The following is a 14,978-nucleotide window of genomic DNA, read 5'->3' on the forward strand; positions in this document are numbered from 1 at the left end:
ACCCGGTAGAAGAACTGACATCACCAGCGGTAGCCAATGAAGTGGTTTTTACTTGCCCCAATTGCACTGTCTGGCCAATAGAACCTGCATCCACGGCACAAGCCGCGTTAACGACTTCCCCTTTGAAATGGATCGGGCCACCGTTGACGGTAGTCGTTGCCGCATTAGCGACGCCAGCCAGAGAAAGAACTGCGGCAATACCAGCAACCAGTGATTTGATTTTCATACTATTTTCCTTTGAACACATAATGTTTCATAACCATGAAAAAGTGTGGAGGTCGATTCCCCTGGCGGGCAACCGCACAGACTTATTACTACTCACGGCCGGACCTCCCTATTCCGTTCAGTTTTCGCCATCAACATGAGACATTTGGGGCTATTTTGTCGCACCCTATAAAAAAACGTTAGATGTATTAACATTGAATTAATTGACTGATTTTTTTATTTAAATGAAAGAATAAAGCATTAAATGCTTTGTCATTTACCGGGGAGTATGATTTTTAGTGAAATTGAATTTTATTGCACAGGCTTGGCATAATGGCCAAAATTTAGGGGGCAGGACTCACAATTGTCGAAGATAAAAAAATATCTTTAATTTTCATATGGATGAATAAAAACACAGGAATATTCTAATGCAGGGCATTGCAAAATCTTACTGTTCGTTTAAGAATTAGGAACAGTTTAGCCCCAATTGTTTCATCTTGCACCCCATTATTTACCAATATATCCTTAATAACCAATCCATTACGCTCCCACATCCCAACGAAGCGCGCCGCATTACTGGCGGTATAACGTACCGTATGCCGGATGTTACGGTGCCCCAGATAGTCCTGGATCAGTCGGGTATCGGTCCCTCTTTCTGCCAGTTCATAGCCGCAGGCATGACGCAGCATATGAGGATGCGTATGCGTCGCGGTACCCGCGAGTTCACCCGCCTGACGGATAATGCGCCAAGCCTGGTTACGTGATAGTTGGGTACCACGCTGTGAGATAAACACAATCTCCGGATCCACTGCGGGCTTCCACTGTGCCCTGACCTGGTTCCATTCTCTAATCGCCTTACATTCATCACTCATCAGAGGATGAACGGTCGAGAATCCATTCTTAAGCCGGCGTATATTGATCCGTCCCTCAATCATTTCCAGATCGTGGTAACGCAAGTTCAACAACTCGCTGATACGAAAGCCGTGACGAAAGGCCAGCAGGATCAGACAACTATCCCGTACCCCGGTTTGTTTATTCCGGGACGCACTCATCAAGTTGTTAACTTCGGTGAGAGTGAGAAATTTACGCTGTGCCACAAAAACTCCTATTGCAATTATACTGCCGATAACACGCTCAAGAATTAATAACCTCTGTCACTGACAGATTACTTAAAGCATAGCCTATTGTGAGGAACGATTACCAAATAAAAATAGATTTACTCATTCACCAAGCGAAACAAAAGGACACAACAAGACCCTAAAATTTTAACGGATTATTTTTGGTCCCTCCCCAGAATGAGAATAATCTCACGAAACGTATGTTTTATAATCAAGACCAGCGCTGGTCAGTCATTGCCAGCAAAAACGAGCGCTTCTCCTACTGACCCTGGTAGACAAAAATAAGCTAAATACCTGTTTAAATTTTGTAAAAAAGTGAGAATACCACTGAATGATCTTATTTTATTGGCTCAACAACGACGTAAGGTGGGTTAGAAAGCGAGGGGACTCGAGAACCGTAATCGGTTCCCCAAGAAGAGCATGCATCAACAGATATTGATTCATTCAGTAATAGGAATGATATTATTACAGGATTCAACCTTCAACGCTGGCACCATAGTAAGTTTTCAACGTTTTAAAAAACTCTATTTTGTTGTTACAACCTATTTTTTTCATCACCGAGACACGATGACTGCTCACCGTCTTGACATTAATCCCCAGGATTGTGCCAATCATTTTGGGGGTATAGCCGCGAAACAGGTAGTAACAGATACGCTTTTCTCTATTACTCAGGCTTGCCAACGTCCCTTTAGGGAAGTACTTATCACGAATAACCCAACTGCTATGAGATGCATCGGTAATCTGTGCTAATACCACTGCGTTACATTCACTGGTCGCGACAAACACAATTTTGTCCATATAACGATGGTCAATACTTAGCGACAACATATTCAACATTGCGGCACTCGCAATGATCACCATTAATGTGTTGGACTTTTTTTCGCGGATGACTTCGGTAAGCATTAATGCGCTGCGTGCAGAACCATTCGAAATGGTATGCTCGAAGTCAATATGGCTATGTTGCTGTTTTAACTTATATAAGCTGAAGATGATCCCTTCAACAAAATAACTGTTGTCACTAGCGATATGAAAGGATATCTGCTCGATATCATTATCATGGTAACCAAAGCGGGTGCCGTTAACATAAAAATCGTTATCCATTCTATTATTAAACATCCCACCGAATCCATATGAGCTATTTTGCATCGGCTTTTCGCCTACCGCTGAAAAGTTGGACGCATGTTAGCGCTCGCCCCCTACCAGGCATACTCAATTTATCTCAACCCAAGGTATTAAAAAAACAATAAGAAAAAACATGATTAAAATCAACGAATTAAACAAACCCAGCTTGTCCTTAAGATTGCTTAACGGGGTCGAAAATGTGCTAGGTATTTTCCTTAAATCGCCTTAAACCAATTTACTAATCAGAATAATCTTGGTAAATTTCGCTTTAGAAACCCCAACAGTGACGTGTTCCCAACCCGCTTGATGGTGATTATTTTGCGAGCAATAGGAAGAATCTCACTCATTGATTAGAATATCAGATGTTAAAATCCGCTTTAATATCAAGTGAGATGTAAAAATGGAGATGGCGAAGTGACGACGGAATGTAGTAGTTTTTATTATCTCATCGGTAACAGCATAGAGTTCAGGCCTGAAGAAAACCTGCTTTACTCACGCAAGAACGGCGAAAGGGTCACCCTGTTTGTCGCGGCTTCGCGCTGCCTGCAGCTGCTATTGAACCAGCACGGGAAGCTGGTTTCACAGCAGGAGTTGTTCGACATCGGCTGGAACCAAAGTGGTATAGGTGTATCGAGTAATACCTTTTATCAAAACATCCTGACGTTACGCAAAGGGTTAAAACTCGCGGGTTGCGATAAAACGGTAATCAGAACGGTCCCCCGCCAGGGATTGACGATACCGTTATCGATTACGGTAGAGAAAATAGCTGGGGAGGCCCCTCAACTTCCCCCTGAAGGAGGTCTGGTCTCAGAGGAAAGTACGCTGGATCCTTCCCTGGTAATCGGTAAGAAAAAACGCCGTTTCCCCGGTCCTCTTTGGCTAACACTCCTTAGCGTACTTTCCTGTATAGGTATGTTGTTCTATATTTTGTGGGGGCATTGGACTCAGGAAAAGAACTTTTCTAACTATAACTATGCTGGAAAAATAGGTCAGTGCTCGGTTTATCTTTACGATAGGGGAACCTCTATTAACACCTACCTACAGTTTATCGCCCATAACGAAGTCGACTGTAGCGAGCAGAAATACATCTATTTTACCGCTCATCCGTTGCTTCCCCGCGCGTCGGTGATCCATTGTGACAGCCCTTATATACGTGGCAATAAAAACAAGTGTATTCCTGAATACCAGTTGGATTGGCAGTCCGTAGAATAAGTAGCCGCCTCTCCGATTAGTTATCCCGCAATTTCTTGTAACCCTCATCCCCCACCTGAATGATAGGATTAGGATGAGGAGAGCCATCTTCATATCATTTTACAGTTATTGATTTAACTGATTAGCGCTCCGCCGTCAACAACCCAATCTCCAGATCACCTACATCAAATTATTTTTCAATCAGTTATAAACTGATTCAGTTAAAACCAAGAGATGCATACTGATAAGAGAATCTGATGAAAAAAATCTGGTTAAATTCCGAAAAATGGCCGCATTTAATTGTGGCTACAATATCGCTATGTTAGTGTCCTTTTCAATCGAAATAAATCTATTAGTGACCTGGAGACTTGGAGCTTTCCGAAGATGAGTAGTCCCGTTGCCAGTTGGTGAACGTTCAACAAGCCGGATAACTCAATCCCAATCGCGAAACTCCTTTTCACTGTGTCAATATAACTAGTAGTTCATTTAAATGATAAGGACTTCCCATGCGCATCACTTCTGCTTTATTTGTGGCATCTCTATTTTTGCTGCAAGGCTGTGCCGTTACCACACAAAATGATTCTTTAGCTAAAAGGACGGCGCAATCGCTAGGTGCTGAGCCAAGTGAAATAACCATCAGCAACGTGGATAAAGGATTACAACGTATTGATTATAAGGCTAACTATAACGGTGCCGTATATGGCTGCTATGTCACCGTCATGCTAGCTACCAGTGATGCCATCTGCGTGAAGCGTGGCAGCGGCGGCAACAAAAAACCTCTCACCAACGGATAAAAGCGGCCAGTGGCGCCATTATCCAGATAGCTTATCTTTCGTTGCCTGTCATTTCCGCCTTGAAACGGGCCAGCATGGGGTTATTTGGCGTAACGCAGTTGCGTTTTGTGGCAACCACGCTCCCGCTATTGCATATCAATAAGCAATAGCGGCAGTGTGTACACAAATGAATACTACAGCACGTCGATGGTGACCACCGCTGAACCAGAAAAATTACCGGCTACCGGATTGGTGGCCGATAGTGTCGATTCTATCGGCACGGTAACCATGCCTGAGTTGATTTGAACCCTTGCATTGCCGTTGTTAAGTTTGAGTGTAGAAGTGATCCCATTGCCCAAAGAGACAGTTGTTGGTGAGTAGGTGAGACCCACAGTCGCTGCGCCATTGCATTGAATTGTGGCATCAAAACGGGCAACACTCCCATTAATCGAGTTGATATCCAGCAGGCCATGATCAAGGGAAGAAGGACCAGTGATATCACAAGACACTGTACTTTTAGAGTAGTCTATAGGGGTACACCCCGTCTTATAGCGCGTTTGCCCATCGTAACTGGACAACAACATGCACATATATTTACCCTGGTTATTCTGGGAGCTACTACCTGAACGAAACAGGCGACTGCCGTTGTAACCATATTTGGCCGACCACCGATCATTGAGTGCTTCCCAGGTCTCACCACGGATTATCTCGATATTACTCCCATCAGTCACTGCCGACTGGTCTGTGGGATTGGTGGTAAACGAAGATACGGCACCATAATAATAATACGGATTAAGGTTACTCGGTGCGTACACATTCGCAGTAGATGTCCATGTGGCGAAGATGGTTGACCCCGAAGATGAAGCCGTCCCCGTAGCAGAGGTGAACATGACAGCGGCAGAAGCTTCCCCTCCTACCCATAGTGCTGTCAGAAACAGTATTTTTGTCAAACTGATAGGTAATCGCATAGTTATCTCATTTCATAATTTGCGGCAAAGAAATTACCGCGCTACCTGCAATAATCCTTTTGCCTATAATGGCCAATTCGCCAATATAAGGCGGCATAAGTATGCCGCGCATCACGGTCCTTCGCTGCTGCGACCCTAGCGCTTCCACCATGGTCGGCACCAACTGTTACTGATACTCCAATGCAAACGTCGCGGTCGCCGTAAACGCTCCCGGCACAATCCCCAAGTTCGCCTTCGCTATCGGTTCTGCCTGCACATAGGCCTGCAACGCAATCGCCATGTTGCCCTGCGTCAGCGGTGCGGTGGAGCCTTGCACATTGAGCGGTAGCGCCTGACCAGCGCCCGTCTCCATCCCCACCGCCACGCCACGAGCCACGCTGGACGCATCCAGCGCCAACAGTCCTGGCAATGACGAGTTCTCGGTGCCGATAAACGTCAGTTTGACCCCTGTCGCCACTGCCGTATCACAGTCATCCAGATGCAATGAGAACGGCTGGCTGGGAGTGCGCGTATTGCTGTAAAGGAACTTGTTAACCAGCGTGCCAAAGTTCAGTTCTATTGCCTCGTCACCCGGGCGCAGGGTGCAAGGCGCATTCACCAGCGTTCCCTTGAATGCCAGGTTCTCGACCGCCTGCGCTGGTGCGCAGCATAAAATCGGGCCAGTCAATAACAATGCCAGACCGAACTGTGATAACCCTTGCCATTGCTTCATCAAACGGCTCCTATTGATATTCTGCCAGCAGCGTAGCTCGCGCCGTAAACGCTCCTGGGCTCGGCGGCTGCGCCGGATTGGCCACTGGCACCGCCACCATTTGCTGCAGAGATTGCAAGTCAATACCGGTTAAATAGCCGTTACTTCCTATGGGGAACGGAGTACCATTCACCACAACACTGATCCCCAATCCTGGTTGACTGGTCTGGAGGAGAAATACGCCAAAACTGGCCGGGGTCCCCTGAATACTCATCCGAACCGCCCCCGCAGCACTGCAATCAATTTGGTACGGGATGGGCTTGCTGTAGCGCACCCCGTCAAGATTGCGGATCACCAGGTTATCGCCAAAATCCACTTCAATCAGCTCATCATTATTGATGGTGCAAGGTACGGACTCCACCAGAGCGCCCTGAAAATTCACCTGTACCGCTTGTGCTGGTAGCACCAGCACGCCCGTCATACCTAACATCATCGCCAGGAAAACTGTTTTACCTGTCATTGCTCATCCCTCATTGATAGTCCACCAACAGCGTGGTAGCCGCAGTAAAGGCTCCTCCGCTCAGGGTGCTGCCGGTCGCTTTCACCGGGACTGCCGTCAATACAGGGCGAGCCGGGTCGGTAAATTGTAGCCAAGTGTTCATCGGCAACTTGGTACCGTTACTACGCAACTCCAGGCCTAAATCGGTTTTGCTGGTACCGAGCACGGTGGCATCGAAACCCGCGCCACCGCTTTGAAATTGCAGTTTCAGCGTCTTGGAAGTCGCCCCGGTACAGTCCAGCACATAGCTGATGGGCTTTTCATAATTGACCCCGTTAACCCGCCCGGTCAGCAGATCGGTGCCAAAGTCCACCGAGATATCACTGTTGCCGTTAATCACACAAGGCGGTGGCACCACCAGGGTGCCGCCGAACCTGACGTCCACGGCCTGTGCCGGTAATACGGAGCTCAGGGCGATCGTCAAGGCCAGTGCACAACGTATTGCTGTTAGCTGTTTCATATCACCTCCACCAGCAGCGTTGCCGTACTGTTGAATACCCCACCCGGCAGAGTGGCACCTGGCCGTTTCACCGGTACCGCCGCAATGGCGGGCGGTGTGGCCGAATAGGCGAAAGTAAACCACTCATCCAGCGCCAGCACGCTATTGTCCGGCTTCAAAAGCTGGATCCCCAGATCGGGAAAGTTTGTCGACAATACACCCGTGCCAAAGTCAGTGACCGGCCCCTGGAACCGTAGCCGCAGGCTCGAAGGGTTGCCGACACAGGTCAGGGTAAACGGCACCGGTGTCGCGTAGTTACTGCCATCAATACTGGTGGTCTGCAAGGCACTACCAAACTGCACATCAATCGCGGTGTTGGCATTCAGTATGCAAGCCGGGCCAGAGACCACCGTCCCTTTGATAGTGAACGAGAACTGGGTGGCGGCTTGCGCCGAAGCCAGGCACAGCACCAAGCCACTCAGTGCACAGCTCAATGCCCGCAATGGAAATTTATTCATAGCTCAGCCTGAAGTTGACATGGGCCAGATAAGCGCCCGCTTGCAGCGGTGCCCCGGTACGTTCCGGCGCGATGTAGTAGGTCAGCACGTTGCTGCCCGGAGTCAGTAACTGCGGTTGACCTGCCAATCCAGGGACAACGTTGTGATGGGAAGCATCCGTCAGGCGCAAACCCATGCCACCTACGCCACGCGCCAGTAACAGCTCGGGCTGGTTGTTATCCTGCACGCCAGTAAAGGTCAGCGATACCGCTGGCTGGTTAGTGCTCCAGGTCAGGTTACCTTGCTGGTCACGATTGTTGGCGGCACTGCGCAAGCAGTCCTGCAAACGCAATGTCACCGCTACCGCCGTTCCCCGTTCACCCACCTGTTGCAAACGACCAGTCCCCACTTCTCCCAACTCGACAGACTGGTCGGCACTGCTCATCTCCAAACGGCAGGCGCTTTCGGTCAGCGCTCCCGATACATGCAGCACGCCGTTCTCGCCGTCAATCGCTCCCGCAGCGGCCTGCGCCAGCGGGGAAAGCAGAGCAGCCAGTACCATTCCGCTCAGGACGGAGTACTTTGCTGTCTTGCCGGGCAGTCTTCTCTTTTCCATGATTATTTCCTCGTTCTTCCGTCACGGTTCATGCCCGCCGGGCACCGCCCATCACCCTATCGGGTAATTATTTGTCGCGCTTGCTGTCATCAACCTGGCAGTTGCTGCCACTGCATTTGAAGGTCAGCGCCGGTTGCCCACCAAAGTCATTCACATATACCAGTACCGGGGTTGCCCCTAACGCCGCTGCACTGCCGCCCAGCTTGACACTGCCCTTCGGTGGCACCATCAGCGGTTCAAAACCTTTCACCACGTCCCCGCCCTTTTTAGCGCTGGCACCAATCAATGTCACAAAATACGGTGTCGGGTTGTTGACGGTGTATTGATCGCCATTTTTGCTCAGCGTCAGTTGCTCCTGGTACGGCGTCGCTTGCAGCTTTGCCGCCGCTTCGGCCAGTGCGGCCGGGCGGTAGAACATCTTGATGCGAGTTTGCAGCGCTATCTGCAACACGTTCGACTTGTCACTCTTCGGCGGGATTTCCCGCAGGTTGAAGAAGAACAGCGACTCGCGATCCTGTGGCAATGCATTGGCTCCCGCCGTCGCCTGGATTTTCACCTGAGTCTGCCCTTTCGGCTCAACGCGCTGTACCGGTGGCAACACGGTAAATGCACTATTCCCTTCCAGCTTGACGCCCTGGGCATCTTCCAGCCAACCCTGTGCCAGATAAGGCAGTTCCGGGTTCTGGTTGCGTACGGTCAGGCTCACCGACTTTTCATTCCCCGGGAACACCACGCGGGTACGGTCCAGAGAAATCGCCGCCTGCGCGGATGGCACCATGGTGGCTACTGCGGCACCTGCCAACAGGCTCATCGCAAAAAATCTTTTCATCATCATTACCTTTACTCTTCCTATCAGACGTCATCCCTACCGGCTAACTAGCCCGTGGGCGATGACGCCCTTACTGTTCAATGGATATGGTTGCGAGACTGTGGACAAACCCTCATCGGTCTCGCAACGTAGGGGCGCTGCATGCTGCGCCCGTTTAACGGGTTATCTGCCGTTATCCCTTTACACAAGGCAACAGCAGGTTGGCGGTCATACCCGCCGATATTTCTTTTGGTAGCGTAATGCGGCACTGTTCAGCACCATTCCAATGCACCGTCATCGTCTCACCCGGCTTGATGCCGCTGAGGTAGACGTTGCCCGCGTCGTTCACCATGCCGGTCTCCTGCTGCTTGGCATTCAGCACCGTGGCACCGAACGGCGGTACCGAACCGTCGGCCAGGCGTATCACCGCCATCGCCTTCTCACCCGCTATCACTTCAAAGTGGCGATAACCTATCGCCCCTTCGGTCAGCGTGCCTTGCAGCACCGAGCCGGTGGCCTGGGCGTTGTCCGCCAGTTTGTCCACGTCGATACGTACGCTGTTGCGGTAATAACTGTTCACATCCGCCACCACCGCTTTACCGAAGTAGTTGGTGTTGACCGTGCTGCCATAACCGCCCACCGGTACGTCGGACACGCCGTCGGTATCCACCAACATCCGCGTCCCACCCATTACGGCCACACGGTGCAGTGCACCGCCCTCGGCAGTCAGGGTCGCACCGCCCATCATCGACATTCCCACCGAGCTGTATTGCCCAGAACGGTAGCTGGCCATGCCATTCATCTGCGCCAGAGTTCCCCGGTGCGTGTAATAGCCACTCAGATCGGCATCGCTGTTCGACGTACCGGCCCGCAGGACATAGTTATCGGCATCACCGATCCGGTCGGAGTAGCTGACCGAGTTGCTATTGTTGCCCGCGGCGTAAGAACCGCTGTAGCCCACCGTTCCCGAATTGCCCCACGGCAACGACAGCGACAGATACATGCCATCGTCCTTGGTGCTGCTGAAGTTGTTGCGGTACGCCGTCAGCGACAGGTTGATATTACGAAAACTGCCAATATCGAAATTCCGTGCCAACGTCAGGTCATAACGGTCGCTGGTGGCCTGGTTCCAGTAAGTCTGGTGGTTGTAGTTGAGGTACCCGCTCATCGCCAGCGATTCGATTTGCTGGCTGAAAGAGACGGTGTACATCTCCTTGCTGCGCCCCGGCGCTGTCCCGTCGGGGCTATTCTTTAAACTCAGGTAGTCCGCCATCGACATAAAGCCACTGTCGGAGAAACGATAGCCGGCAAACGTCACCTGGCTCCCAGTATCGTCAAAGCGCTTTGAGTAGCTAAGGCGGTAAGATCCCCCCTGCATGGTGTCCTGATCCGGCAACCGTGCGCGGGACTGCGTCATATCTACCGACAAGGCCCCAAGGGCCATCAGGTCACGCCCGATCCCCAAGGACAGGGCAGTATATTCATCGCCCCCCAGCCCACCGCCGTACAGCGACCAACCGTTACTCACGCCCCAGGAGAACTCGCCGGTGGCAAACATCGGTCCATTGACCTTATGCTGCCAGTCAGACGGGCGGCCCGCCGCCAACTTAAAACGCACTTGTCCTGGCCGGGTCAGGTACGGAATGGTGGCGGTATCCACCTGGAAGTTCTGTACGCTGCCATCGGCCTCTTCCACCCGCACATCCAATGCACCGGAGACCGCACTATCCAAATCCTGGATCCGGAATGGACCAGAGGCGACCAGCACTTCCTTGATCACGCGTCCCTGCTGGCTGATCACCACCTTGGCGTTGCCGCGTGCCACCCCGGTGACTTCCGGTGCATAGCCACGCAGATTCGGTGGCAACATGTTGTCATCCGAGATCAGGCTGGTCCCGGTGAAACGGAAGCTGTCGAAGATGTCAGATTTAAGGAAATCTTCCCCCAGCGTCAGCTTGGCGCGTAAAGGTGTAATCGCCCGATAGGCGGTATACTGTGTCCAGTCAAAACTCCGCTCGGTCTGCTGTCCTGCTCCGGTCTGATGGTTGAGCAGCGTCTGCCAACTGGCACGCAGTCGCCAAGGACCGATGTTGGCCCCGGTTACCCCGTTGCCGCTGAGGTTATAGCCCTGGGTGCCATCCCGGTTCTGCCGCTGAACCTGAGTATTCAGGTTGTAATCCAGCAGAATACCGGGGATCCCTTCTTCCCAGCGCGCCGGTGGATCCCAGTTGGCACTGCTGTATTCCAGATACGCCTGCGGAATGCTGAGGTACAGCGTGTTGGTACCGAGGTCAGTACGGGCCTGTAGCCCATCCACGCTATCCAGGTTCAGACACTGGTCCTGATGCCACCAGGTCAACTTGGCCAGCGCCGCCTTGGTCAGACCCAGCTGATCGACCATCTCTTTGCTCAGACAGACCTGACTGCCTTTCGGATCGTCGTCCGGGGCCAGAAACGCCACCGGACGTGCCGGCTGCACCTGGTTGTTAAGGCTGAGCGCCAGATCATAGGTACCCGGCAGGATGAAACCCTTGTGAGTAAACTGGGCTAAATCGATGTTGCCGCGATCCTTGAGATCCAATACATCCGTGTTGAACTGGATATCCTTTGCCTGGGCCACGCTCACTGCGCCGAGCAATACGCCACTGCCCAGACTGGCCTGACACAAGATGGCGAGCAGGGAGCGGGAAAAATAACGCACCATGAAGAGAGTCCCTTTAGTAATAATCCATTCTGAACCGTATTGCCGAACGGTAATTCCCTGCCTGCAACGTCTGTTGGTTGCCCACCAGACTCAGGGTGTAATGCAGTTGCATCTCTCCTGGGATAATGGTGCTGGCCGGCATGGCATCACCCGGTGCCGCCACCTCACCTCTGGCGTCACGTATCATCAACGCCACTCCACGTGCCTCACCGCTTACTCCGAAATGACCGCGATCGTTGTCACCGTCAAAGGTCACCTGAAAGCGCTGCCAGTCAGGCGCTGTCGCGTCAACACGCACCAGCACACAATCCACCAGGCGGATGGCAAAAACCTTTTCCGGCCCGCGACCATCACGGATCAGTTGGCTGACCGGAATGGTGTCCATCACCAGGCTCTGGTCACGGTCCCCGACTTCAATGGCACACGGCGTCTCGACAATGGCGCCTTCCATGCTGACGCGCCCCTTCCCCAGCACATCATCGGAAGCTGCACTGCCGGAAAACGCCAGGGCACAACACATCAGCAGGGAAGGCACCACACAAGGTGAAACGTCATAAGTCCATTTCATTAACCAACTCCATGGGTAACAAAAAAAACCTGCGGCACAGCCGCCGCAGGTTATTCAGCACTACGCAACAAACTTACTGGTAAGACAGTACGAAGTTGGTTGGTACCTGGAAGTTACCTGGGACGATAGTTGCGCCAGTACCGCCACCTTTCAGAGCTGCAGTGAAGCTCAGGGTGCTGTTGGTACCGTCAGTAACGATCTGACCAGCGGTAGGGGTGTTCAGAGTCACTTTGGCACCGTCAGCCTGAGACATCAGGATGTAAGCACCTTGAGCTGTACCGATCAGGCCCAGGCTAGCAGCGTCATAGGTAGAAGCTGCGCCGGTGAAGGTCACAGAAACTTTATCTTTGGTGCCAGCAGCAGCAATTACGCAATCTTTTAATTCAATGCTGAAAGGCATTGGCGTAGAAACACCGGTGTTACCGTTAACAGCCAGAGCAACGTTAGACACAGCACCCAAAGGGATAACCTGATCCAGTGAACCTGCAGCGATAGAGCAAGGTGCATCAGTGATAGAACCAGTGAAGGTGATTTTGCCTTCGCCTTCGTTTGCTGCGTAAGCGGTGCTAGCCATCAGGGAAGCGCCAATAATCATTGCAATTGCTTTTACGTTCATGAAATCCGTTCCTATTATTTAAATATATTAACTAGAATGTTAGGCGGGCAGTGAAATACACATGTCACGCCTTTTATCACTACCCAACAATAATGCCGTTGCTTAGGATTGGCGCTATAATAGCGCCAGCCAAAAATACTTAAATAGGACGTTCCTCTTTGTTTTCTCTCTCTGTCTTATAAAAACAACGGCGTCCTACAAGCGTAGTTGCAAGCACCTGTATGGACTAGAAAATATCCAACACATTGCCTTTAAAACAAACCGAATCAGCGGTAAAAATAACCGAATGAAACGTCGTTTTGGCGTTTCGTTATTGCCTCGCTCAGCGTTATAAATTTTGGTGAGGTGATTTTTTTACATTTTGTAACTTCATGCAGGTATTGACTCTGAGTCTCCAGTAAAAGAGGAACACAATGTCAAAACCGCGGGCCACGCAGATACACTATAATCAGCCAGAGAACGGTGACTCTGTACCGGGGCCAAATAGCAGAGTATGTTGAGCGTTAGAGGGCGTATCAGGCCGTCACTGACAAGGGGGGGAAATGGTTTTTACGATTTTTAATGTGGTGGCGTTCAGAAGCGAGGACGGGGCGATGTGGAACATCGCGCAACCCGACAGAAGGCTCTCCTTAACTACCATTCCTGCCCGGCTTTTCACCTACTTGCTGGAAAATGCCGATAAGATGGTGGGCAGAGAAGAGCTGCTCAATAACATTTGGGACAAGTATGGCCTGGAGCCATCGAATAACTCGGTTAATCAGTATATCTCACTGATCCGTAAGTCATTGAGTGAATTAGGCTGTGACGAAGAGATCATCAAAACCATTCCTAGAATGGGGTTTTATATCACCGGAGAAATGGTGTCTCGCAACCTGGATACGCTACAGAGCGTAGTCAGTGCGATCGCCGAAGCTCAGCCTGCAAAGGAACAACCAAGACCACGCAGAGGGTATAAACCCGCGCTGCTCGCACTCAGCGTCATTATCTCAACCTTGTTGATCCTGCAACCTTTTCGTTCCGCCACCGGGCGTCTGGACTATAGCTTTCCCAAGTCGACGCTGTATAAAATTGGCACGATAGACACCTGCCCGGTCTATAGCCTTACTGAGGGTTCTTCTTACACCGCTGCACGTAAACAGCAGTTGGCGCAAGAATTGTCTGCTGCTCATGCACCATGCATCAGCGATGAGGTGTTTATTTTTCAGGCAGGTGAGCACTACGCTTACCAACAGTCTGGCAGAGCATTTATAGCCCGGTGCGCTGATACCGATCATACCTTGTCTCACTTCTCTGACTGTAGGGCCGTCTATGTTTTTGCTAAATAATCGCCCAGGCAAGCTGGTCGGGGTCCTTGCCATTGTCCTGGTAGCCGCAGCGATGCTGTTTAACTTCCTGATGCATAAGTTTTTTATCACCGAGATAGGGCCGAAAGTGAGCTGTTCCTCGTTTTTCCTGGTACAGAGTGATTTGCAAACCAAGGGCGTGATGAGTTTACATATTGATGGCAAGCGCCAAGGGGAAATGGGCATTTCAGCTACGGTCAGGGATAGTGCTGGCACCATAAAGTACCACCTGTTGCGTAACGTCAGTTTTAAATATCGTTATGAAGATAATGGCTATCTGGCGATACAGCTGGTGGATGTCATTAAGAAAGCCAGCGACGATATGCCTAATGAATTGTTCAACCAGTCCATTTTTGACTTTTCAGTCAAAAACCGACGGTTAAGGATCATCACGGTCGGTGATGGTTATTTATTGTGGAATGGCTTTTCACCGGTGATGATGTGCATCAATAGCCAATAACCAACAGCTTATTACAGAACAGTAAAACGAGCTTCTTCCCCTCCAGTGAGTGCGATGGCCGAATGTTGACATTCAACGCCATCGCACAGAGGATTATTACACGCTCGACAAACTGTTACCGTATTTTAGCATATACAGCTCATTGAAGTTTCTTGCACCATGCCGCTTGACCGCCTTAACCTTATAGCCACTAACCGTCTTTATCGAGAGGTGCAGCATCTTGGCTATCTGCGATTGCGAATATCCCTCGATCAACAGTTGCAATACCCGGTGCTCTTTCTGTCGCTACCGATGTAAAACT

General features: G+C 50.8%; 17 protein-coding genes and 1 pseudogene. 4 read left to right on the plus strand and 14 right to left on the minus strand.

Translation table 11 applies throughout. The features are described from left to right. From U869_RS0123945 to U869_RS0123955, 3 genes are all read right to left on the minus strand, one after another. The coding region (locus U869_RS0123945) for a fimbrial protein (protein ID WP_025123460.1) at positions 1 to 226 on the minus strand (226 nt) is incomplete at its 3' end. A gap of 403 nt (positions 227 to 629) precedes the next feature. Further along, entirely contained in the window at positions 630 to 1,301 is a 672-nt protein-coding gene (locus U869_RS0123950) for a tyrosine-type DNA invertase (protein WP_025123461.1), read from the minus strand. Between the two features lie 495 nt (positions 1,302 to 1,796). After that, a complete protein-coding gene (locus tag U869_RS0123955) occupies positions 1,797 to 2,468 on the minus strand; it encodes a helix-turn-helix transcriptional regulator (protein ID WP_025123462.1) in 672 nt (223 codons plus the stop codon). Positions 2,469 to 2,858: 390 nt separating this feature from the next. Between U869_RS0123955 and U869_RS0123960 the strand changes: the two genes are divergently transcribed. Together U869_RS0123960 and U869_RS0123965 are read left to right on the plus strand one after the other, a co-directional pair. Beyond that, positions 2,859 to 3,656 (plus strand): winged helix-turn-helix domain-containing protein, encoded by a 798-nt coding sequence (locus tag U869_RS0123960; protein ID WP_025123463.1) that lies wholly within the window; start codon positions 2,859 to 2,861, stop codon positions 3,654 to 3,656. Between the two features lie 485 nt (positions 3,657 to 4,141). Then, positions 4,142 to 4,429 (plus strand): hypothetical protein, encoded by a 288-nt coding sequence (locus U869_RS0123965; protein WP_025123464.1) that lies wholly within the window; start codon positions 4,142 to 4,144, stop codon positions 4,427 to 4,429. Between the two features lie 173 nt (positions 4,430 to 4,602). On the opposite strand, the gene U869_RS32285 is transcribed toward U869_RS0123965, so the two are convergent. The 10 genes from U869_RS32285 to U869_RS0124020 all read right to left on the minus strand — a co-directional run bounded on the left by U869_RS32285 (position 4,603) and on the right by U869_RS0124020 (position 12,874). Then, complete coding sequence (locus tag U869_RS32285; RefSeq protein ID WP_157834760.1) at positions 4,603 to 5,376, minus strand: hypothetical protein; 774 nt, start codon at positions 5,374 to 5,376, stop codon at positions 4,603 to 4,605. A gap of 166 nt (positions 5,377 to 5,542) precedes the next feature. Next, on the minus strand, positions 5,543 to 6,088 hold the full coding sequence (locus U869_RS0123980; RefSeq protein ID WP_025123465.1) for a fimbrial protein: 546 nt from the start codon (positions 6,086 to 6,088) through the stop codon (positions 5,543 to 5,545). A gap of 10 nt (positions 6,089 to 6,098) precedes the next feature. Next, entirely contained in the window at positions 6,099 to 6,587 is a 489-nt protein-coding gene (locus U869_RS0123985; RefSeq protein WP_025123466.1) for a fimbrial protein, read from the minus strand. Between the two features lie 10 nt (positions 6,588 to 6,597). Beyond that, positions 6,598 to 7,086, minus strand: coding sequence for a fimbrial protein (locus U869_RS0123990; protein WP_025123467.1), 489 nt, complete (start codon positions 7,084 to 7,086; stop codon positions 6,598 to 6,600). Next, positions 7,083 to 7,583, minus strand: coding sequence for a fimbrial protein (locus U869_RS0123995; RefSeq protein ID WP_025123468.1), 501 nt, complete (start codon positions 7,581 to 7,583; stop codon positions 7,083 to 7,085). Before U869_RS0123995 ends, U869_RS0123990 begins: the two co-directional genes overlap by 4 nt. Continuing rightward, a complete protein-coding gene (locus U869_RS0124000; RefSeq protein WP_029988390.1) occupies positions 7,576 to 8,178 on the minus strand; it encodes a fimbrial protein in 603 nt (200 codons plus the stop codon). Before U869_RS0124000 ends, U869_RS0123995 begins: the two co-directional genes overlap by 8 nt. Before the next feature lie 67 nt (positions 8,179 to 8,245). Then, positions 8,246 to 9,007, minus strand: coding sequence for a fimbria/pilus periplasmic chaperone (locus U869_RS0124005; RefSeq protein WP_115650759.1), 762 nt, complete (start codon positions 9,005 to 9,007; stop codon positions 8,246 to 8,248). A 172-nt stretch (positions 9,008 to 9,179) separates the two neighbouring features. Beyond that, the gene (locus U869_RS0124010) at positions 9,180 to 11,690 is read right to left on the minus strand and encodes an outer membrane usher protein (protein WP_025123471.1); all 2,511 of its coding nucleotides are present in this window, start codon (positions 11,688 to 11,690) and stop codon (positions 9,180 to 9,182) included. A 13-nt stretch (positions 11,691 to 11,703) separates the two neighbouring features. Next, positions 11,704 to 12,258, minus strand: a complete 555-nt coding sequence (locus tag U869_RS0124015; protein WP_025123472.1) for a fimbrial protein — start codon at positions 12,256 to 12,258, stop codon at positions 11,704 to 11,706. Between the two features lie 73 nt (positions 12,259 to 12,331). Continuing rightward, positions 12,332 to 12,874 (minus strand): fimbrial protein, encoded by a 543-nt coding sequence (locus U869_RS0124020; protein ID WP_025123473.1) that lies wholly within the window; start codon positions 12,872 to 12,874, stop codon positions 12,332 to 12,334. A 542-nt stretch (positions 12,875 to 13,416) separates the two neighbouring features. Between U869_RS0124020 and U869_RS0124025 the strand changes: the two genes are divergently transcribed. Together U869_RS0124025 and U869_RS0124030 are read left to right on the plus strand one after the other, a co-directional pair. Next, positions 13,417 to 14,199 (plus strand): helix-turn-helix domain-containing protein, encoded by a 783-nt coding sequence (locus U869_RS0124025; protein ID WP_025123474.1) that lies wholly within the window; start codon positions 13,417 to 13,419, stop codon positions 14,197 to 14,199. Beyond that, positions 14,183 to 14,677 carry a hypothetical protein gene (locus U869_RS0124030; protein WP_025123475.1) on the plus strand — a complete coding sequence of 165 codons (495 nt, stop codon included), beginning with the start codon at positions 14,183 to 14,185 and terminating at the stop codon, positions 14,675 to 14,677. The genes U869_RS0124025 and U869_RS0124030 overlap by 17 nt, the downstream gene beginning before the upstream one ends. A gap of 96 nt (positions 14,678 to 14,773) precedes the next feature. Here U869_RS0124030 and U869_RS32905 read toward each other — a convergent pair. Further along, positions 14,774 to 14,947 (minus strand): annotated as a pseudogene (locus tag U869_RS32905) (helix-turn-helix transcriptional regulator); the annotation flags it as partial. Between the last annotated feature and the right edge of the window lie 31 nt (positions 14,948 to 14,978).

It is taken from the genome of Serratia sp. H1w, assembly GCF_000633355.1.
Lineage (GTDB): Bacteria > Pseudomonadota > Gammaproteobacteria > Enterobacterales > Enterobacteriaceae > Chania.